Origin of the sequence: Sphingomonas sp., from assembly GCF_019635515.1 — a bacterium.
In the GTDB taxonomy this organism is placed as follows: Bacteria; Pseudomonadota; Alphaproteobacteria; order Sphingomonadales; family Sphingomonadaceae; genus Sphingomonas.
Genome location: NZ_JAHBZI010000001.1, coordinates 1,575,082 through 1,594,256, shown reverse-complemented (window position 1 = coordinate 1,594,256; position 19,175 = coordinate 1,575,082). Strand labels below are relative to the sequence as shown.

The 19,175-nt window shown below is 64.5% G+C and carries 19 protein-coding genes and 1 tRNA gene; 2 read left to right on the top strand and 18 right to left on the bottom strand.

Annotated elements, in window-relative coordinates:
• Positions 1 to 4 precede the first annotated feature (4 nt).
• From KF730_RS07980 to KF730_RS07970, 3 genes are read right to left on the bottom strand one after another with little or no spacing between them, the layout of a single operon-like run.
• Complete coding sequence (locus KF730_RS07980) at positions 5 to 1,171, bottom strand: D-alanyl-D-alanine carboxypeptidase family protein (protein WP_294093653.1); 1,167 nt, start codon at positions 1,169 to 1,171, stop codon at positions 5 to 7.
• Positions 1,172 to 1,185: 14 nt separating this feature from the next.
• On the bottom strand, positions 1,186 to 2,259 hold the full coding sequence (locus tag KF730_RS07975) for an SPOR domain-containing protein (protein ID WP_294093651.1): 1,074 nt from the start codon (positions 2,257 to 2,259) through the stop codon (positions 1,186 to 1,188).
• A 37-nt stretch (positions 2,260 to 2,296) separates the two neighbouring features.
• Entirely contained in the window at positions 2,297 to 3,343 is a 1,047-nt protein-coding gene (locus KF730_RS07970) for a lytic murein transglycosylase (protein WP_294093649.1), read from the bottom strand.
• 105 nt (positions 3,344 to 3,448) lie between these two features.
• Here KF730_RS07970 and KF730_RS07965 point away from each other — a divergent pair.
• A tRNA-Ser gene (locus tag KF730_RS07965) sits at positions 3,449 to 3,538 on the top strand.
• A 6-nt stretch (positions 3,539 to 3,544) separates the two neighbouring features.
• Here the strand turns inward: KF730_RS07965 and KF730_RS07960 are convergent.
• From KF730_RS07960 to pyrH, 13 genes are all read right to left on the bottom strand, one after another.
• Positions 3,545 to 4,948, bottom strand: a complete 1,404-nt coding sequence (locus tag KF730_RS07960; RefSeq protein ID WP_294093646.1) for an FAD-linked oxidase C-terminal domain-containing protein — start codon at positions 4,946 to 4,948, stop codon at positions 3,545 to 3,547.
• 269 nt (positions 4,949 to 5,217) lie between these two features.
• The gene (locus KF730_RS07955; protein WP_294093645.1) at positions 5,218 to 5,733 is read right to left on the bottom strand and encodes a hypothetical protein; all 516 of its coding nucleotides are present in this window, start codon (positions 5,731 to 5,733) and stop codon (positions 5,218 to 5,220) included.
• A 119-nt stretch (positions 5,734 to 5,852) separates the two neighbouring features.
• Complete coding sequence (locus KF730_RS07950; protein ID WP_294093644.1) at positions 5,853 to 6,185, bottom strand: PilZ domain-containing protein; 333 nt, start codon at positions 6,183 to 6,185, stop codon at positions 5,853 to 5,855.
• Between the two features lie 130 nt (positions 6,186 to 6,315).
• Complete coding sequence (rpmE, locus tag KF730_RS07945; RefSeq protein WP_294093643.1) at positions 6,316 to 6,546, bottom strand: 50S ribosomal protein L31; 231 nt, start codon at positions 6,544 to 6,546, stop codon at positions 6,316 to 6,318.
• Between the two features lie 96 nt (positions 6,547 to 6,642).
• A complete protein-coding gene (gene fabZ, locus KF730_RS07940) occupies positions 6,643 to 7,122 on the bottom strand; it encodes a 3-hydroxyacyl-ACP dehydratase FabZ (RefSeq protein ID WP_294093642.1) in 480 nt (159 codons plus the stop codon).
• The gene (locus KF730_RS07935) at positions 7,119 to 7,898 is read right to left on the bottom strand and encodes an OmpH family outer membrane protein (protein WP_294093640.1); all 780 of its coding nucleotides are present in this window, start codon (positions 7,896 to 7,898) and stop codon (positions 7,119 to 7,121) included. Before KF730_RS07935 ends, fabZ begins: the two co-directional genes overlap by 4 nt.
• Entirely contained in the window at positions 7,898 to 10,651 is a 2,754-nt protein-coding gene (bamA, locus tag KF730_RS07930) for an outer membrane protein assembly factor BamA (protein WP_294093638.1), read from the bottom strand. The genes KF730_RS07935 and bamA overlap by 1 nt, the downstream gene beginning before the upstream one ends.
• A gap of 94 nt (positions 10,652 to 10,745) precedes the next feature.
• The gene (locus KF730_RS07925) at positions 10,746 to 11,879 is read right to left on the bottom strand and encodes a M50 family metallopeptidase (protein WP_294093636.1); all 1,134 of its coding nucleotides are present in this window, start codon (positions 11,877 to 11,879) and stop codon (positions 10,746 to 10,748) included.
• Positions 11,876 to 13,033: a 1-deoxy-D-xylulose-5-phosphate reductoisomerase gene (locus tag KF730_RS07920; RefSeq protein ID WP_294093635.1), complete on the bottom strand. Its 1,158-nt coding sequence runs from the start codon at positions 13,031 to 13,033 to the stop codon at positions 11,876 to 11,878. The genes KF730_RS07925 and KF730_RS07920 overlap by 4 nt, the downstream gene beginning before the upstream one ends.
• A complete protein-coding gene (locus KF730_RS07915) occupies positions 13,033 to 13,800 on the bottom strand; it encodes a phosphatidate cytidylyltransferase (RefSeq protein WP_294093632.1) in 768 nt (255 codons plus the stop codon). The genes KF730_RS07920 and KF730_RS07915 overlap by 1 nt, the downstream gene beginning before the upstream one ends.
• Positions 13,797 to 14,525 carry an isoprenyl transferase gene (locus tag KF730_RS07910; protein WP_294093630.1) on the bottom strand — a complete coding sequence of 243 codons (729 nt, stop codon included), beginning with the start codon at positions 14,523 to 14,525 and terminating at the stop codon, positions 13,797 to 13,799. The genes KF730_RS07915 and KF730_RS07910 overlap by 4 nt, the downstream gene beginning before the upstream one ends.
• Before the next feature lie 133 nt (positions 14,526 to 14,658).
• Positions 14,659 to 15,216, bottom strand: coding sequence for a ribosome recycling factor (gene frr, locus KF730_RS07905; protein ID WP_294093629.1), 558 nt, complete (start codon positions 15,214 to 15,216; stop codon positions 14,659 to 14,661).
• A gap of 22 nt (positions 15,217 to 15,238) precedes the next feature.
• The gene (pyrH, locus tag KF730_RS07900; protein ID WP_294093628.1) at positions 15,239 to 15,958 is read right to left on the bottom strand and encodes a UMP kinase; all 720 of its coding nucleotides are present in this window, start codon (positions 15,956 to 15,958) and stop codon (positions 15,239 to 15,241) included.
• 200 nt (positions 15,959 to 16,158) lie between these two features.
• On the opposite strand from pyrH, the gene KF730_RS07895 reads away from it, so the two are divergent.
• Positions 16,159 to 16,956, top strand: coding sequence for a DUF4198 domain-containing protein (locus KF730_RS07895; RefSeq protein WP_294093626.1), 798 nt, complete (start codon positions 16,159 to 16,161; stop codon positions 16,954 to 16,956).
• Between the two features lie 81 nt (positions 16,957 to 17,037).
• Here KF730_RS07895 and tsf read toward each other — a convergent pair whose 3' ends face one another.
• Positions 17,038 to 17,973 carry a translation elongation factor Ts gene (gene tsf / locus KF730_RS07890; RefSeq protein ID WP_294093624.1) on the bottom strand — a complete coding sequence of 312 codons (936 nt, stop codon included), beginning with the start codon at positions 17,971 to 17,973 and terminating at the stop codon, positions 17,038 to 17,040.
• Between the two features lie 86 nt (positions 17,974 to 18,059).
• On the bottom strand, positions 18,060 to 18,974 hold the full coding sequence (gene rpsB, locus KF730_RS07885; protein WP_294093623.1) for a 30S ribosomal protein S2: 915 nt from the start codon (positions 18,972 to 18,974) through the stop codon (positions 18,060 to 18,062).
• Positions 18,975 to 19,175 lie beyond the last annotated feature (201 nt).

The window sequence follows — 19,175 nt, the reverse complement described above, 5'->3', positions numbered from 1 at the left end:
CGGCTTAGAGGCCGAACAGGCTCCACAACCCAAGCCAAGCCCGCCGGAAGAACCCGGCCTCGCCAACATCATTCGCCGCCACCAGCGGCAAGGTCTGCTGCGGCATCCCCGGCGAATCGATGACGAGATCGGCGATATGGTCGCCCGCCTTGATCGGCGCCTTTACCGGTCCCTGATAGACGATCCGCCCCTGCATCTCGGGCGAGGTGCCTGCGGGCACGGTGGCGGCAAGGTCGCGCGGCGCGATCACCGATACGCTGCTCGAACCGCCGCCCTGCACCGCGACATCGCCAACCGGTTTGCCCTTGCCGACGATCGGGCGTGGTGACCAGGCGCGGAAGCCCCAGTTCATGAACTTGACCGATTCCGCGGCGCGGCCGGAATAGGTGTCGAGGCCGGCGACAACCATCACCAGGCGGCGCCCGCCCTGCTCGGCCGAGCCGGTAAAGCCATAGCCGGCCTCTTCGGTGTGGCCGGTCTTGAGACCATCGGCACCCGCGACCTTGCCGAGCAGCGGGTCGCGATTGGCCTGGCTGATATCGGCACCAGCGCCCAGCGTCTTGCCCCAGGTGAAGCTGGGAAGCGAATAGAAGTCCTTGTAAAGCTGCGGATGATCCTGGATCGTCGCCTTGGCGAGATGCGCGAGATCGCGCGCGGTCACATAGGTGCGGCCCTCGTCGGGCCAGCCGTTCGAGGTGCCGAACTGGCTGTTGGTCAGACCCAGCTTCTTGCCCTGCTGGTTCATCAAATTGACGAACGCTTCCTCGGTGCCGGCGATCCCCTCGGCCAGCACGACGCAGGCATCGTTGCCCGAAAGCGTGACGATGCCCTTGAGCAGGTCGGAAACGGTCGGCTTCTCGCCCACCGCCAGGAACATGGTCGAGCCCTGCGAATGCCATTTCTTCCACGTCTCGGGCATCACCTCGATCTGCTGGTCGAGCTTGAGCTTGCCCTGCTTGATCAGGTCGAAGGCGACATAGACTGTCATCATCTTCGCCATCGAAGCGGGCGGGATGCGGCGGTCGGCATCCTTGGCGTAGAGCACCGCGCCGGAGGACATATCCTCCATATAGGCGATCGGCGCGGGGGTATCGAAGGGCGGGTTCGCCGCGTTCGTCGGTACGGCCGCTACGGCCAGTGCGAGAATCGAGGCGGCGATCAGCTTCTTCATGGGGCTCCGTCCAGCTAATTGGCGATGACGCGAGCATCTCCATATCCCGCGCCAGCGGCCCGCTGCCGCGCCGCTTCGGCCTCTGCGCGCGTTGCGAAGGGCCCAAGCTGGACGCGATAGAGTCCGCCACCCGGCTTTACGAACCCTCCAAGGCTTTGGGCAAGCGATTGCGCATTCGCCGCGTTCGAAAGTGCGGCGACCTGAACGACTAAACCGCCGCGCGCCGGAGAACGGACGGGCGCGCGGCCGGTGGTGGCGGTGCGCGGCGCGGTGTAACCCGGATCGACCGGCTGGACGGCGAGACGATATCCGCCCGCGGGCACATGTTTGCGCAGCGCATTGAGCAGTACTGGCGGCGTGTCGGGGCGCTGAGTCGCGGGCCGGCCCTGATTGAGAGCGGCCTGATCAGCGGCGGTTGGCGTGACGGCGCGAACGCGCACCGCGATCGTCTGCGGATGGTCATAGCCAAGCTGGCGCGCCGCGCCGGCCGACAGGTCGATGGGATGATCGGCGCCCGCGCCCAGCGAACCGGTGATCAGCACCAGGATCGTCTTGCCGGTATCGAGCGCGGTCACTTCGACGAAGCTGTTGACCGGAAGCGAGCGGTGAATCCCCACCACCGCGCCATCGGCCGCGCCGCCGCCGGCGACGGGACGGATTCCGGCAAAGCCGACCTCGTCGTAACGCTGGCTACCCGAGCGCGAGGAACCACTCGGCCCCTCCATCCCCGCAGCGGGGTCGGCATAATCCTGCGGCGCCGGTTCCGTCGCACGATAGTTCTGCTGCTGCGGCGGCGCATAGGCTTGGCGCTGCGGCACAGGATTCGCGCCCGGCACGGCGTAGGAAGCGCCCGGCTGGCCATCATTGCGATATTGCGCCTCGACCGCCTCGCCTCGCTGCGCCGGAGCGGAAACGGACTCGGGCTGACGATAGCGCTCGCGTTCACCGCCCGCCCCTCCCCAGCTCTGCGCCGCGACGGAACCTTGTCCGCCGGCGGTTTCGGGGCCGTAATCGGCATAGCCCCGGCCCCCGCCGCACGCGGCAAGGGTCAGGCTGAGAGCAGCAACCAGGCTAGTCTTCCAGATCATCAGCGGCAGGATTAGCCGGAAAGCGTAAAAAGCGCGTTTAGCGCTCCACCTCGTCCGCGAGCAGCCCGACCGACAGGGCGTAGAAGTTCGAGCAGTTGTAGTCGAGGATCACCCGGTAATTGCCGGTCAGCAGATAGGCGGTCTTCCCCGGCCCATCGGGCTCGAGCAGGCTCGCCTGAATCCCGTCGGCGGGCCATGCGCGGCTGATCGGCACCACGCCCAGCGCGCGCCATTCGGCCATCGTCTTCCACTGGCTGTGGCGGTCATGGACGCGCGGACAGCGCGGGCTGTTGGTCCGCGCCTTGATCGCGTCGCGGTTCAAGCCAGCGGGCACGCTCACCGCGAAGCCCCAGGGCTGGCCGGCGCGCCAGCCGGCGTTGGTGAAATAATTTCCGATCGACGCGAGCGTATCCGCCTCGCTGGTCCAGATATCGGCCACACCGTCGCCGTCACCGTCACGAGCCAGGCGCAGATAGACCGACGGCAGGAATTGCGGCCCGCCGAACGCCCCGGCCCAGCTGCCGACCAGCTTCTCGCGCGGCACACCGCGGTCGATCATCTTCAGCGTGGCGACGAACTCGCTGGAGAACAGCTCGCGCCGCCGCCCTTCATAGGCGAGGCTGGCCAGCGCGCGGGGGAGGTCGAAGCCGCCCATCACCTTCCCGTAATTTGTCTCATGCCCCCAGATCGCGACCATGATCGATTCGGGTACGCCGGTCTCGCGCTCGATCTTCTCGAGCCGCCAGCGCTGACGCTGATAGGCCGCCCGTCCCTGCGAGATGCGCGCGGCATCGACATGCTGGAGCTTGTAGGGCTGGAAATTGGGGATCGGCGCGTTGGGCCGGCTTTCGGGCTGCTGGCGATCGAGCTCGACGACGCGGGCGTTATAGGTGAGCCCGGGCAGCACCGCGTCGATCGTGCGCTGGCTAACGCCCTCGGCCCGCGCCTGACGCCCCAATTGCTGGAGATATGCCTGAAAGCCCTGCTCGTCCTGCGCCACCGCCGGACCCGCCGCGGGCGATGCCAGCACCACCGCTGCCGCCAGCGCCAAACTCCAACTCGATACGTTACGCCAACCCCTCATGCTGGCGACAGTGCCACAGCCGCGTGCGCCCGTGAATCCCATTTGTCCCCGTTCACCAACATTTTCTGGCACATGGCCGCATGAACGGTTAGCTGGCGTTCGCGCGGAGAGGTGGCCGAGTGGTTTAAGGCAGCGGTCTTGAAAACCGCCGTGGGTGCAAGCTCACCGTGGGTTCGAATCCCACCCTCTCCGCCACGCTCATCACAGCTGAAAGATCTTGCCGGGATTGAACAGGTCCTTGGGGTCGAGCGCCATCTTGATCTGGCGCATCAGCCCGACGGCGTCGCCAAGCTCGTCGATCAGCGCATCCTGCTTGCCAAGCCCGATGCCATGCTCGCCGGTGCAGGTGCCGTCCATCGCCAGCGCCCGCGCCACCAGCTTCTTGTTGAACGCCTCAACCTCGATCATTTCCTCGGGCGAATTCGGGTCGATCGAGAAGATCACATGGAAATTACCGTCGCCGACATGGCCGACGATCGTTCCCGGCACGCTGCAGCTCAGCAGATCCTGCTTGGTCTCGAGGATGCACTCGGCAAGGCGGCTGATCGGCACGCACACATCCGTCGCCCAGCCCAGCGCCCCCGCGCGCAGGTTGACGGCGGCGTAATAGGCTTCATGCCGCGCCTTCCACAGCTTCGATCGCTCCTCGGGCAGATTCGACCATTTGAACGCGCCGCCTCCATTCATGCCGCTAATCTCGCGAACCATCGCGATCTGCTCCTCGACATGCGCCGGCGAACCATGGAATTCGAAGAACAAGGTGGTCAGCTCGGGATAGTCGAGCTTCGACCAGCGGTTGACCGCCTTGATCTGCACATCGTCGAGGATCTCGACCCGGGCAAGCGGGATGCCGAGCTGGATCGACTGGACGACGGTATCGACCGCGCCGCCGACCGTCTCGAACGAGCAGACCGCCGACGAGATCATCTCGGGAATACCGTGCAGCCGCAGCGTGACTTCGGTGATGATGCCAAGCGTGCCTTCTGCGCCGATCAACAATCGGGTGAGATCATAGCCAGCGGCCGATTTGCGCGCGCGCCGCGCGGTGCGGATTTCGCGGCCATCGGGCGTGACCACGCGTAGCGACAGGATCGCCTCGCGCATCGTGCCATAGCGCACCGCGTTGGTGCCCGATGCGCGAGTCGAGGCCATGCCACCGATCGTGGCGTTGGCGCCGGGGTCGATCGGGAAGAACAGCCCCTGGTCGCGAATCCACGCGTTCAGTTCCTCGCGGCGAACGCCAGCCTGGACGGTGCAGTCGAGATCCTCGGCATTGACCTCGAGGATCTGGTTCATCTCACTGAGATCGAGGCTGATGCCGCCGCGCACCGCGAGCGTGTTGCCCTCCAGCGAAGTGCCGGCACCGAAGGCAACGATCGGCACCTCGTGGACATTGCACGCCTTGACCAGCGCCACGACTTCCTCGGTCGAATGGGCATAGACCACCGCGTCGGGCAGGATCTCGCCGTAATGCGACTCGCTCTGCCCATGCTGGCTGCGCACCGCCTCACCCAGCTTGAGCCGGTCGCCAAAGATCACGCCGATCGCGTCCAGGAACTCGGACGACAGCGCCTTTCGCGGCTGCGCGAACTGGATTACGGACATTCAACTTCTCCTGAACCGGGCGATTATCGCATCCCCTTCGGTTTCTCTAGGGTTCAAAGCCTGTCAGAAAGGTGACCTGCTATGCCGTTCGGCTGTCGCGTGTGCCGGCTCGTGGGATGGCGCGCCAGGGCAGGTTCGGAAACTATGAAGGGCACCACGGCCGAGCGGGTTGGCGATCACTCCCCGCCGCGCCTGCGCCAAACGCGATTTCGACCCATCTCCACTCGACAAAACAGGATTTCCGACTGACGCAATGCGCCGTAAATCCCCTATTGCGGCATCACCCGCCAAAGCGCAGAGGCCACACCACCACCGCCGACACTGAACGCCGGACTCTCCTCCTTGCCGTCGATGCGCAGCACCAGCATCGTGCTGAACGCCGACGGACGAAACAGACGCGGCTTGCGATGATCCATCAGCACGTCGCGCACCGCGTAGAAGCCGCTGGCGGTGGCGGTGGCTTGTTCGAAACGATCGGTCACGCGCCATGATTTCGGCGCGTCCAGTTTGGTTAGAGCGTAGCGCGAGATCAGGGTAACCGGTTCGACAGTGTCAGCGGGCGTGATATCGAAATAGAAAGCGGGGCGGCTCTGCAGCGCACCGATCGCCGCCGTGGGAACGGGCATGTCGCGGACCCGCACCGCGAAGTCGCCGCTAATCGTCAACGCGCCATCGAAACCCGGGAATTGCATCGAAACCGGCAGTGCTGGAACCGCCAGCACGCTGGGCGTCAGCACAGCGGCATCGCGCTCGCCCGCCGTAACCGACGCAGAAACGCAGCTCACGATGCCGCAGAAAAGCAAACCCCTGAACATCACCGTCCCCCAACCGTGAAGTGGTTAAGGGATGACCGAGGTTTAGACTTAAAGCAACGCGGCCCCGTTCGGACTGCCGCGAAATAGCTTCATTGTGACGTAAGTATCTCGAACGCTTCGGTTGTCAGCGGCTCCTGGAATTCCACGCCGGCTTCGAAATCCCCGACCCAGACGACCTTCGCAGCGACATGCCCGATCTTGGGCAGCGACAACCAGATCATGTTGCCAAGGCGCAGCTCCGAATAGGTCTGGATACCCGCACCGTGCAGCGAGATGTCAGTGACCTTGCACAGTGTCCGGTCAAGACCGCCACGGCCGATGCGCGCGTCGAGCGAGACCGGCGCGCGCGGACTGCGGCGGCGGCCGAGGTTCTCGGCGGGCTCATACTCGGCGGCAAAGGGAGCGGTCTTTTGGGTTGCCATACCGGAAAACTAACGCGGCCGTGGCTAATGCCGCGTTAACGACACCAAGGAAGAAGCAGATACGAAAACACCGCCCGGTTTCCCGGACGGCGTTTTCGTGGAAACGAAGGCCCGTTCTGCGGGCGCCCGATTACTTCTTGCCGAGGCTGAGACCACCAAAGCGCTTGTTGAAGCGCGCGACCTGACCGCCCTGATCAAGAAGCTGACCGCGGCCGCCGGTCCAGGCCGGATGCGCGAGCGGATCGATGTCGAGCGTCATCAGATCGCCTTCCTTACCCCAGGTCGAACGCGTCTCGAAGACGGTGCCGTCGGTCATCTGGACCTTGATCATGTGATAATCGGGATGCGTGTCGTTCTTCACGTGGAATTCCTTGGGATAGCCACTGGTTACCGACCAGCGGCGGGAGGCGCGCGCCTAGCAGAGGCGCACGCTCGACGCAACCGCCCGCAAAAAGGCTCAGGACTTGGGTGGGTCCGCAATCATCGCGGTGAACTCGCACTCGGTCGCGATTTCGCCATCTAGGGTCGCCTTGCCGGCGAACTTGCAGACGCGACTGCGTTTCTGGACGAATTCGACTTCGAGCTTGAGCAGGCAACCAGGCTCGACCGGCTTGCGGAACTTCACGCCGCCGATCGACATGAAATAGACCAGCTTGCCCGAACCGGCGAGGCCAAGACTTTCCACCGCGAGCACGCCCGCGGCCTGCGCCAGCGCTTCGACCTGCAGGACGCCGGGCATGATCGGCCTTCCGGGGAAATGTCCCTGGAAGAACTCCTCGTTCATGCTGACGGCCTTGATCGCGACGATGCGCTGATCGATCACGAGTTCTTCGACCCGATCGACCAGCAGCATCGGATAGCGATGCGGAAGCGCTGCCATCACCCGCCCGATATCGAGCGGGCCGATATTGGCGCCCCCGGATCCGACTTCGCTCACCGGGGTTCGGCGGGCTTCGCGGGAGCAGGTTTGCCAGCGGCGGGCTTGCCAGCAGCGGGCTTGCCGGCCGCAGGCGCTGCCGGCGGGGCTCCCGCCTGCTGCTGCTGCGCCGCCGCCTGATAGGCGCGGATCTGCGCGATCTGGACGAGCTGCTGCTGGATCTGCAAGGTCTCGCGGCTCGGCTGCCAATCGGCCGGCGGCGCGATGCTGACGGTCGGGGTGGTCTTGTCGATCTCGGCGGTGATCGCTTCGCTGATATCCGCTGAATCGGGCGCGTACATGAAGACTTCCGGCGAAAGCACGACGGCGATCTTCTTGGCGGTCACGACGCGGAGCTGCGCGGCTTCGTACTGGCGCAGGATCGATTCGATCGCGAACAGCTCGGCGCGGGCGGCGGGGTTGCTCAGCTTGCCGATGTCATTCTGGGCGTTGGTCTGCGCCGCATTGATCTTGTCGATCACCGGGTTCTTCGCGGTCTGGGCAGCCTTGATCTCTTCGTCCGAGACCTGACCGTCCTTGTTGGTATCGAGCTGGGCGACGAGCGGCTTGAGCTCATTGTCGAGCGCGGTACGACGCTGCTGCATCTGGTCGAACGACGTCTTGTACGTCGTCGAGATTTGCTGATTGGCCGCAGCGAAAGCCTTGGAACTGCCGACGACCGAGGTCGGATTGGCAAAGGCGATGCCATTGGCGGTCTGCGCCATGGCGGGCGCCGCGAACGCGAACGCCGCCGGCGCGGCGAGCAGGCTCGCGATAATGCGCTTCTTGGTAATCATCAGAACTGAGTCCCTACATTGAAAGTTACGAGCTTGGTGTCATCGCCCTTGGCCCTCAGCAGCGCTTTCGCGATGTCGATGCGCAGGGGTCCGAACGGCGAATTCCAGTTGACGCCGAAGCCGATCGAAAGACGTGGCCGGGCGCTGTCGCCCACATAGCGCTCGAAGAACGGCGCGGTGGGAACATTATACCGGGTATTGATCGAGGTGCCAATACACGGCCCCCCGGAGGTGGCCGAGAAGCCCACCGTGCAGGTGGTCAACGCACCGGCATTGGTCGTGTCGCTACCACTCACGACATAAAGCGCGTTTCCGTTCGCGTCGTTTATGAGGTTGTCCTTGGGCAACAGCGTCGGCGAACCATCGGTATTATACAGCAGCGTGCCTGAAGTATCGCGCGCCTGAGTGAACTCGATCGTCTTGGCCGGCCGCGTGATGCTGAACAGGCTGCCCGCCATTACGAAGATCGACGGACGCAGGCCCATTTCCGCGGCGCCGGCGCCCAGCGGAATCTCGAGTTCGGCCTTGGTGAGATAATAGGCCTTACCGCCGATCGCGTCGTCGATGATCTGCTCTCGGTCCGTGACCAGCAGCTGCGTGCCGGTCGTCGGATCGCCGGTATAAGCGATGCGCTGGACGCGCGGGCCGACACCGCGAATGTCAAAGCCGCGGAACTGGGGCTCGCCGAGGTAGAAGCGATCGGTGATGCGAACCGGGTCGCTGCCCGGCGACTTCGCCTTCTCGAAGCTGTGGATGTAGCCGCCTTCAGCCGAAACCGAGAAAATGAAGCCACCGCCGACGCTCCAATATTTGTCCGCATCGATGCGCGCACGGGCATATTTCACGTCGCCGCCAAGGCCGGCGAAATCGGTGCCGAGGGTAAGGCGCTGACCGCGGGTCGGGCGCAAACGGCTGTTAAGGCTGTCGTAGATCAGCGACAGGCCAACCAGCGAGGTGATGCGCTTGCCAACGGCCTCACAATAATAGCGGCCGGCTTTGACCGGATCGCATTCGTTCGCGTCAAAAGAGCCGTTGCCGTTCATGTCGGTGTAGAAACTGGAGCGATCCAGCGTCACATCATCCTGCATCAGCGAGTAGCGGCCCGACAGCGTCCAGTATTCGGTAAGCGGCACACCGGCGACGAGCTGGAAGCCGGTCGAGACCTGGCCATAAGTCGTGCGACGATCTGAGCCGATATAGTTGAACGCGTTGTAATCGCGACGGAAAACGGAACCGCCCAGCGCAACGTTGGTGTCGAACAGATATGGCTCGGTAAAGCCCAGTTCAACCGACTTCGAATAGGTCGAGTAATCGACCGACGCCGAGATCGTCTGGCCCTTGCCGCGGAAATTGCGCTGGCGGATCGATGCCTGAAGTATGAACTGCTCAAGGCTCGAAAAACCGGCCGACAGCGTCAGTTCGCCATTGGCCTTCTCTTCGACGTTCGCAGCGAGAACGATGCGGTCGGGCGCGGAGCCCTCCTTGCGTTCAATCTCGAACTTGTCCTGGAAATAGCCCAGCGAGTTGATGCGGTCCTGCGAGCGCTTGACGAGGAAGGTGTTGAAGGCGTCGCCCTCGGCCACACGGAATTCGCGGCGGATCACCTTGTCTTGGGTCTGGCGGTTGCCGGTGATGTCGATGCGCTCGATATAGGTGCGATTGGCTTCCGCGATGCGGAAGTTCATCGTCATCGTCAGGTTCTCGCGGTCGCGCTGGAAATCCGGACGGACATCGGCAAAGGCGTAACCGAAGATGCCCGCGGTCTCGCTGAGCTGCTCGACCGTATCCTCAACGGCCTTGGCGTTATACCACTGGCCTTCCTTGATCGGCACGGCGGCGGCAAGTTTCTTGTCATCGAAATCGCGGATCGCGCTATCGACCGTCACCGGACCGAACTTATAGCGCGGGCCTTCCTCCACCACATAGGTGATGATGAAGTCTTTCTTGTCCGGGGTGAGCTCGGCGACCGCCGAGATCACACGGAAGTCGGCATAGCCTTCGGTCAGGTAGAACTGGCGCAGCTTCTGCTGGTCATAGGCCAGGCGGTCCTGATCGTACGACGTGTTCGAACTGAATAACGACGTGATGCGTGATTGCTTGGTCGCCATCTCGCCGCGCAGCTTGCCGTCGGAGAACACCTCATTGCCGATGATGTTGATCTGGCGAACCTTAGATTTCGGCCCCTCGTTGATCTCGAACACCACATCAACGCGATTCTGGTCGAGGCTGACCATCTTCGGCTCGACATTGGCGGCGAAGCGGCCCTGGCGGCGATAGAGCTCGATAATGCGCGCGACGTCGGCGCGGACGGCGGTGCGGGTGAAGATCTGGCGCGGGCGGAGCTTGACCTCCTTGTCGATCTTTTCCTGCTTCAGGCGCTTGTTGCCTTCAAAGATCACGCGGTTGATCACCGGATTCTCGCGGATGCGGATCACCAGATTGCCGGTATCGACCCCTTCGATCTGCACGTCTGCGAGCAGTTCGGAGGCTAGCAGGTCCTTGATCGCCTGATCGACGACTTCGTTGGTATATTCGGTACCGACGCGAAGCCGGGTATACGACAGCACCGTATCGGGCTCGATACGCTGCGAGCCTTCGACTCGCAGGGTCTTGACCGTGCGGGTCTCCTGAACGGGAGGCGCGGCGACCTCCTGTGCGGCCGCCGGGGCAGTTTGCGCGATTGCCGCCCCGCTCAGGCCCATTCCGGAAAGGATGGTCCCCGCGAGGAGCGTCGCCGTGGCACGTGCGCCCATTTTAGTCACCTTTGTCGCAGTCACATCCCACCCCAGTCGGAATTCAAATTAACCGGTCGGCAACCGGGCATCGTACCGCCCTGCCCTAACCGCATCAGCCGATCAACCCGGCCAGATTTTTCCAGACGCCAAAAGCTCCCAGATCGTTGAGCGTGACGAACAGCATCAGCGCGAGAATTGCGATGAGGCCGCCGCGAAACGCCCATTCCATTACCTGCGGCTCGGCCGGTTTCCGCCGGACGGCCTCGACTGCGTAGAACAGCAGGTGACCGCCATCCAGCACCGGGACTGGCAACAGGTTGATGAATCCGAGATTAATGGAAACCAGCGCGATCAGGAACACAAACTCGCCGGGTCCCATTGCGAGACGCTCACCCGAGACCTGCGCGATCTTGAGCGGACCGCCAAGCTCGGTGATCGAACGGCGGCCGGTGATGATCTGACCGAGGCCGTCAATCGTCATCTGGACGATATCGCGCGTCGTCCGCAGTCCGACGAGCGGTGCTTCGAGCAGTCCTACCGGCGTCAGCACCGGATCGGACGGGCCGACGCCAAGCTGGCCGATCTTGAAGATGTTTCCGAAGCGATCCTTTTCCGTGCGCACGCCAATGACGGTATCGGCCTCGCGCAACACACCCGCCCGTTCATACTGGATATGAACCGCCTCATCGGGGCGAAGCTGGGTGTATTTGGCGAGATCGCGATAGGTCTCGACCGAGCGCCCGCCCAACGAAACGATGCGATCGCCTTGCTGCAACCCTGCCTGCGCGGCGGCGCTTCCCTCCAGCACGATACCGACGGTGCTGGGGGTGCGATTGTCGCCATAGGCAAAGGCGAACGCGGCAAGGATCAGGATCGCGATGACGAAATTGGCTATGGGCCCGGCGGCGACGATGATCGCCCGCTGCCACAGCGGCTTGGACTGGAAGGTCTGCGCGCGCTCGTGCGCCGGTAGCGACAGCCATTCGGGCGAAGGCTGGCTGGCGGGATTCATGTCGCCCGCGAAGCGGACATAGCCACCCAGCGGCAGCCAGCCGAACTTCCAGCGGGTGCCGCGCCTGTCGGTGAAACCGGCGACCTCACGGCCGAATCCGATCGCGAACTCGTCGGCCTTCACGCCGAACCAGCGCCCCGCGAGGTAATGTCCCATCTCGTGCAGGAAAACGAGTGGCCCGATCACGAGCGCGAATGCCAGGATCGTGAGAAGGATGCCGGGATTTTCGATCAAACGACGCAGTCCTTTACACGCTCGGCCGCCCGCGCCCTCGCCTCCGCGTCGATCGCCAGCACGGCATCGAGGCTTTCCGGGGCTGCGGGATCGTAGCGGGCAAGCGTATCGGAAACGATTGCGGCAATTTCAAGAAACTTGACGGCACCGGCAAGGAAGGCCGCGACCGCGACCTCGTTGGCCGCGTTGAGGATGGCCGGGCGGGCGCCGCCGGCGGCCAGCGCTTCGCGGGCAAGCTTCAGCGCGGGAAAACGGACATAATCAGGCGCCTCGAAGTCGAGCCTACCGATCGCCGCGAGGTCGAGCCGCTCGCACGGCGTCTCCATCCGTTCCGGCCAGGCCAGCGCATAGGCGATCGGCACGCGCATATCGGGCGGACCGAGCTGAGCGAGCGTCGAGCCATCGACATATTCGACCATCGAATGGACGACCGACTGCGGGTGCACGAGCACGTCGAGCTGGCCGGCACTGACCGGGAACAGATGAAACGCCTCGATCAGCTCGAGCCCCTTGTTCATCAGCGTCGCCGAATCGACTGAGATCTTGGCGCCCATCGACCAATTGGGGTGCGCGACCGCCTGGGCCGGTGTGATCGTGCGCATCGCTTCCAGCGAAGTGGTGCGGAACGGACCGCCGCTAGCGGTGAGGACGATACGGCGGACGCGCTCGGGTGCGGTGCGGTCGAGGCATTGGAACACCGCATTGTGTTCCGAATCGACCGGAAGCAGCGTCGTCCCCGCAGCGCGGGCGGCGGCGGTCATGACGTCGCCCGCCGAGACCAGCGCCTCCTTGTTGGCGAGCGCAACGGTCCCGCCCGCTTCCAGCGCCGCCATCACTGGCTTCAGACCGGCGGCGCCGACGATCGCGGCCATGGTCCAATCGGCGTTCATGCGGGCGGCTTCGCAGACGGCGTCGGGCCCTGCCCTTGCCTCGACGTCCGAGCCGGACAACGCCTCCCGGAGTGGCGGCAGGCAATCCGGATCGGCAACGACGGCGAGCTTCGCCCTGGTCCGGATCGCGGCTGCGGCGAGCCTGGCCACGTCGCAATTGGCGGTGAGCGCGACGACTTCGAACTGCTCGGGCGCACGCTCGATCAGGTCGAGCGTCGACGTACCGACCGAGCCGGTCGCGCCCAATATCGTCACGCGCTTCATCAGGTGAGCGCCAGCACCAGCAGCGCGGCGGGCGGCGCCACGAACACCAGTCCGTCGAGCCGGTCGAGCAGGCCGCCATGACCCGGCAGCACTTTGCCCGAATCCTTCACACCCGCCTGGCGCTTGAGATTGCTCTCATAGAGATCGCCCAGCACCGAGAGGATCGCGAGCAAGGGCGTGACATAGGCCAGCTGGATCGGGAGACCGAACAGCCAGGCAAGCCCGAACGCGCCGACCGTCGCACCGAGCAAGCCGCCAATGAACCCCGACCAGGTCTTTTTGGGGCTGATCGCGGGCGCCAGCTTGGGTCCGCCGATCGCACGGCCGGCGAAATAGGCGGCGCTGTCAGCAGCCCAGACCAGCCCCATCGCCCAGAACGTGACCAGCAACCCTTGCGGTTGATCGCGCAACACGATCAGGGCGAGGACCGGCAACCCGATATAGAGGATCCCGAGCGCCAGCCTGAAATTCCTGGTGACGGCGCCGAGGAAGAAAAACGCCGCGCCGATCAGGCCCAGTTCGAGCCCGGCCGGTGCCAGCGCGAACGGGCACATCGCCGCCAGCGGCACCGAGAGGGCGTATTGCGATGTGCGGATCTGCTTGAGCTCCGCGCCGGCAAGCTCGCACCATTCGCTCATCATCAGCAGCGCCGCCACGACCAGCACCAGCCAGAATACCGTGCCGCCCCAATAGAGCGCGAAGCCCGCCCCGGCGATCAGCAGCATCGCCACGCCGAAGCGCGTGCCGAGATCGGAGCCCTTGCTCACAGGCCGCCGAACCGGCGCTGACGTTTGCCGAACACGTCGAGCGCATCGCGGAGCGCTTCCTCGTCGAAATCGGGCCACAGCGTGTCGACGAACAGGAATTCGGCATAGGCCGCCTGCCACAGCAGGAAGTTGGACAGCCGCTGCTCGCCCGAGGTGCGGATCAACAGGTCAAGCGGCGGGAGATCGCCGGTGTCGAGCGCATTCTCCAGCGCGGCTTCATCGATGCTCGCGGGGTCCAGCGTCCCGGCCCTGGCCTGCTCGGCGAGCTGGCGGGCGGCCGTGGCAAGCTCGGCCTGCGCACCGTAGTTGAGCGCGATCGCCAGCGTCGGCCCCGGATTGCTCGCGGTACGCGCGATGGCGCCCTCGATCATGCCGACCAGATCGGGCGAGAGCTTGCGCCAGTCGCCGATCACGCGAAGCTTCACGCCTTCGGAGACCAGTTCGTCGAGCTCGCTCGCCAGGAAATGGCGAAGCAGGCCCATCAGATCACGGACCTCCTCTTCCGGGCGGCGCCAATTCTCCGACGAGAAGGCGTAGAGCGTCAGCACCTCGATACCGAGCGTTCGGGCGGCGCGGGCAATGCGGCGAACGGCCTCAACGCCCTGCTTGTGCCCGGCAATGCGCGGCAGAAACCGCTTCTTCGCCCAGCGGCCATTACCATCCATAATGATGGCGACGTGGCGAGGCGGCGCGACGGGCGCTGCTGGAGCGGGCTTGGCCGCCATGCTCAGGCGCTCAATCCAAACGCGTCATCCCGGCGAAAGCCGGGACCCAGGGTAACAAGCGACACCGCTCTTGGTTCTGGGTCCCGGCTTTCGCCGGGACGACGACAATAGGATAGGGGCGAACCGCCGGGGCTCACTTGCCCATGATTTCCTTTTCCTTGGCGGCGGTCACCGCGTCGATATCGGCGATCGTCGCGTCGGTGAGCTTCTGCACCTCATTCTCGTGGCGCTTGCGCTCATCCTCGGCGAACACGCCCTTCTTCTCGTCGGTCTTAAGACTGTCATTGCCGTCGCGGCGCACATTGCGGACCGCGATGCGCGCCTTTTCAGCATATTGGCTGGCGAGCTTGGCGAGTTCCTTGCGGCGCTCCTCGGTCAGATCGGGAATCGGCAGGCGCAGCGTCTGGCCATCGGTGATCGGGTTGAGGCCAAGACCCGCCGAGCGGATCGCCTTTTCGACCGGACCGACATTCGACTTGTCCCAGACCTGCACCGACAGCATCCGCGGCTCCGGCGCCGAGACCGTCGCGACCTGGTTGAGCGGCATGTGTGCGCCATAGACCTCGACATTGACCGGATCGAGCAGGGTCACCGAGGCACGGCCCGTGCGCAGGCCCTGCAGATCATGCTTCAGCGATTCGACCGCGCCAGCCATACGGCGCTCGATATCGGCCTTTTCGTAAGCGGGCATATTCTCTCCTATGCGGCTGCCTTCAGGCGGCCTGAACTATCGTCGCGGTGGCTTCGCCCTTGAGCACGCGGGCCAGATTGCCGCGCTCGCGGATGTTGAAGACGACGATCGGGATATTGTTGTCGCGGCACAGCGCCACGGCCGACGCATCCATGACCTTCAGATTATCCGACAGAACCGTATCGTAACTCACCGTTTCGTAACGCTTCGCCGTAGCCACCTTCTTGGGATCGGCATCGTAGACGCCATCCACTGAGGTGCCCTTGAACAGGGCGTCGCACTTCATCTCGGCGGCGCGGAGCGCGGCGCCGGAATCGGTGGTGAAGAACGGGCTGCCGACGCCGGCGGCGAAGATCACGATTCGGCCCTTCTCGAGATGGCGCTCGGCGCGGCGGCGGATGAAGGGCTCGCAAACGCTGGCCATCGGGATCGCGGATTGCACACGGGTCTCGACGCCGATCTTCTCCAGCGCGTTCTGCACCGCCAGCGCGTTCATCACCGTGGCGAGCATGCCCATATAATCGCCGGTCGCGCGATCCATGCCGCGCGCCGCACCCGATATGCCGCGGAATATATTGCCGCCGCCGACCACCACGCACAGCTCATAGCCATCGGCGCGAACCGCCGCGATCTCGTCGGCGACGCGAGCGATCACGTCGGGGTCGATCGACAGGCCGCCTTCGCCCATCAGCACCTCGCCCGAAAGCTTGAGCAGGATTCGTTTGAAACGGGGAGCGGTCATTTTGGCCTTGGCTACCGGGAATAAGCGAGCGGCGCGGACCCTAGAGGAGCCCGCCCGCAGGAACAAGCCAAGACCAGCTTTGCGGCCGCTACGCAAGAGCCTGACAGCGCGCGGAAGTCAGCCCGGCCCGACAGGCATTAGTTGCGAGTAAGTCGCAATAGCTCTATAAAGCTCCACTGGACAAATCTCGGGGTATTCACATGCAATCAATCCTGAAGCGCGCCGCCGCCTTTGCCGCAAGTGCGTCGCTCGTCATCGCCGGCGTCGCCAGCGCGCACATGCCCTATGTGCTGCCGACCATGTTCGACCTTGGCAAGGGCGACCATGTGACGGTCTCGGCAAGCTTTGCGGAAGACGCGTTCGTTCCCGAGGTCGCAATGCGCGACGCGCCCTTTCACCTCATCCGCCCCGACGGCACCCGCGGCGACGTCGGCCCCGTCACCTATCTGCGCGATCTCGCGATTTTCGAGGCCGACACCAAGATGGACGGCACCTATCGGATCAGCACCGGCCAGCGCGCCGGACGGATGGGGACGATGTACAATGACGGCGGCAAATGGATCATCCAGGGCGAAGACGGCGCCAAGGCGCCCGAAGGCGCTTCACTGGTCAAGGTCCAGAGCATGACGCTGGCCGATGCCTATGTGACGCGCGGCGCCGCGAATGACGCCGCGCTCAAGCCGCTGGGTGGCGCGCTCGAGATTCAGGCCATCACCCATCCCAATTCGATCACCGCTGGCGAAAGCGCGCGCTTCCTATTGCTGTTCGATGGCAAACCGCTGGCGAACACCGAGATCACCTTATTCCGCGCCGCCGGCGTCTATGACGGCAAGAAGGTCGCGGGCGAAACAAGGAGCGACCCCACGGGCGGCTTCACGCTCACGCCGCAAGATGCCGGTACGTACCTGATCCTGGTCCGTCACCGCGCCAAGGCACCCGCTGGCGCCGAGACGCCGTATCGCAGCTATACCTACACGCTGGCGTTCGACGCGGCCTGATCCCAAACGCGGAACGGCGGGAGTTTCCTCCCGCCGCTCGCGTGTTCGACAATATCCCGGGGCGAGCCCCGGCACATTCGTTTACTTGGTCAGGCCGGCCGTCGCGGCCACTTCGGCGGCGAAGTCGCTCTCTTCCTTCTCGATGCCTTCACCGAGCTGGAAGCGGACATAGTCCTTGAGGGTGATCGTCGCGCCGGCATCCTTGCCGGCCTTGGCGATCACGTCAGCGACCGGAGTCTTGCCGTCCATGACGAACGCCTGGGTCATCAGCGCGTTCTCTTTCTTGAACTTCTCGATCGGGCCGTTGAGGATCTTCTCGGCCACTTCGGCGCTCTTGCCGACGATCTTCTCGGCGTTCTTCTCGCGCAGGATCGCAGCCTCGCGCTCGACGACTTCGGCGTCGAGATCGTCAACGGTCAGCGCCAGCGGGAACGCGGCCGCGATGTGCATCGCGATCTGCTTGCCGAGCGGCTCGAGCACATCGACGCCCGCGTCCGATTCGAGCGCGACGAGCACGCCGATCTTGCCGAGACCCGGGGCCGCGGCGTTGTGGACATACGGGATCACCGCGCCGTTGCTGACCGCAACGGCCTTGGCGCGGCGGAGAACCTGGTTCTCGCCGATGGTCGCGATGTTGGCGACAAGGACTTCGTCGACGGTGCCGCCGGCTGCCATCGAAGTAGCCTTGAGCGCCTCGACATCGTCGCCCTTTTCGAGCGCGATGGCAGTGACTTCGCGAACGAAATTCTGGAAGATCTCGTTCTTGGCGACGAAATCGGTCTGCGAGTTGACCTCGACGGCAACACCCTTGGTGCCAGCGACGGCGACGCCGACCAGGCCTTCAGCAGCGGTGCGGCTCGACTTCTTGGCGGCGGCGGCGAGGCCCTTCGAGCGCAGCCAATCGCTGGCCGCTTCGATGTCGCCATTGGTTTCGGTGAGCGCCTTCTTGCAATCCATCATGCCGGCGCCCGAGCGCTCGCGCAGTTCCTTGACGGCTGCTGCGGTGATCTCTGCCATGTCTAATTCCTCAGATTTTCAAAACTGGTCGGGCGGAGCAGTGCGTAACGCCCTGCCCCGCCCCGATTACAGGTGCGTGACGACGCTTACGCGTCGATCTGACGCTCGCCTTCGACAGCCGTTTCCGGCTCGGTCGAAGCCGCGGGCGCTTCCGGCTCGGCGGCAGCGGCAGGCGCTTCGAACTCTTCCGCGGTCACGACCGGAGCGTCGGCGGCGGGAGCCTCCTCAGCGGCCGGCGCGGCGACGGGCGCCTGGATGGCTTCCTCGACGGGCGCGACTTCCTGCGCGCCGAGATCGCGGCCGCTGCGGGCCATCGCGTCCTGACCGCCGCGGGTCGCGGCGATCGCCACGGCTTCGCAGTAGAGGCGGATCGCGCGGCTGGCGTCGTCATTCGCCGGAACCGGGAACGCGATGCCATCGGGCGAGACGTTCGAATCGAGGATCGCGACGACGGGAATGCCGAGCGTGTTGGCTTCCTTGATCGCCAGCTCTTCCTTGTTCGCGTCGATCACGAACATGATGTCGGGAACACCGCCCATGTCGCGGATGCCGCCGAGCGAAAGCTCGAGCTTGTCGCGCTCGCGGGTCAGGTTGAGCACTTCCTTCTTGGTGAGGCCGTGGGTCTCGCCCGAAAGCTGCTCTTCGAGCGTCTTGAGGCGCTTGATCGAGCCCGAGATGGTCTTCCAGTTGGTGAGCATGCCGCCCAGCCAGCGATGGTTGACGAAGTGCTGGCCCGAACGGCGCGCGGCCTCGGCGATCGGCTCCTGCGCTTGGCGCTTGGTGCCGACGAAGAGAACCTTGCCCCCGGCGGCCACGGTCGAGTTCACGAACTCGAGGGCGCGCGCGAAGAGCGGAACGGTCTGCGACAGATCAATGATATGGACGCCGTTGCGGTCGCCAAAGATGTAGGGCTTCATCTTCGGGTTCCAGCGATGCGTCTGGTGGCCGAAATGCGCGCCCGATTCGAGCAATTGCTGCATGGAGACGACAGGAGCCGCCATAGGGATATATCCTTCCGGTTGATCCTCTGGGAAGCGAGTGACCGGAGAGGCTCCGGCACCGGGTTATGTTGCTTCCCATGTGGGGTTGAGGGCGCGCCGTTAGCCGGGAATGCCTGCCGATGCAAGTGAGAACGATGCGAGAACATCGCTTGACATGAGAACATCAACGGAACATAAAGGGTTCAGAAGGCGGACAGGGAA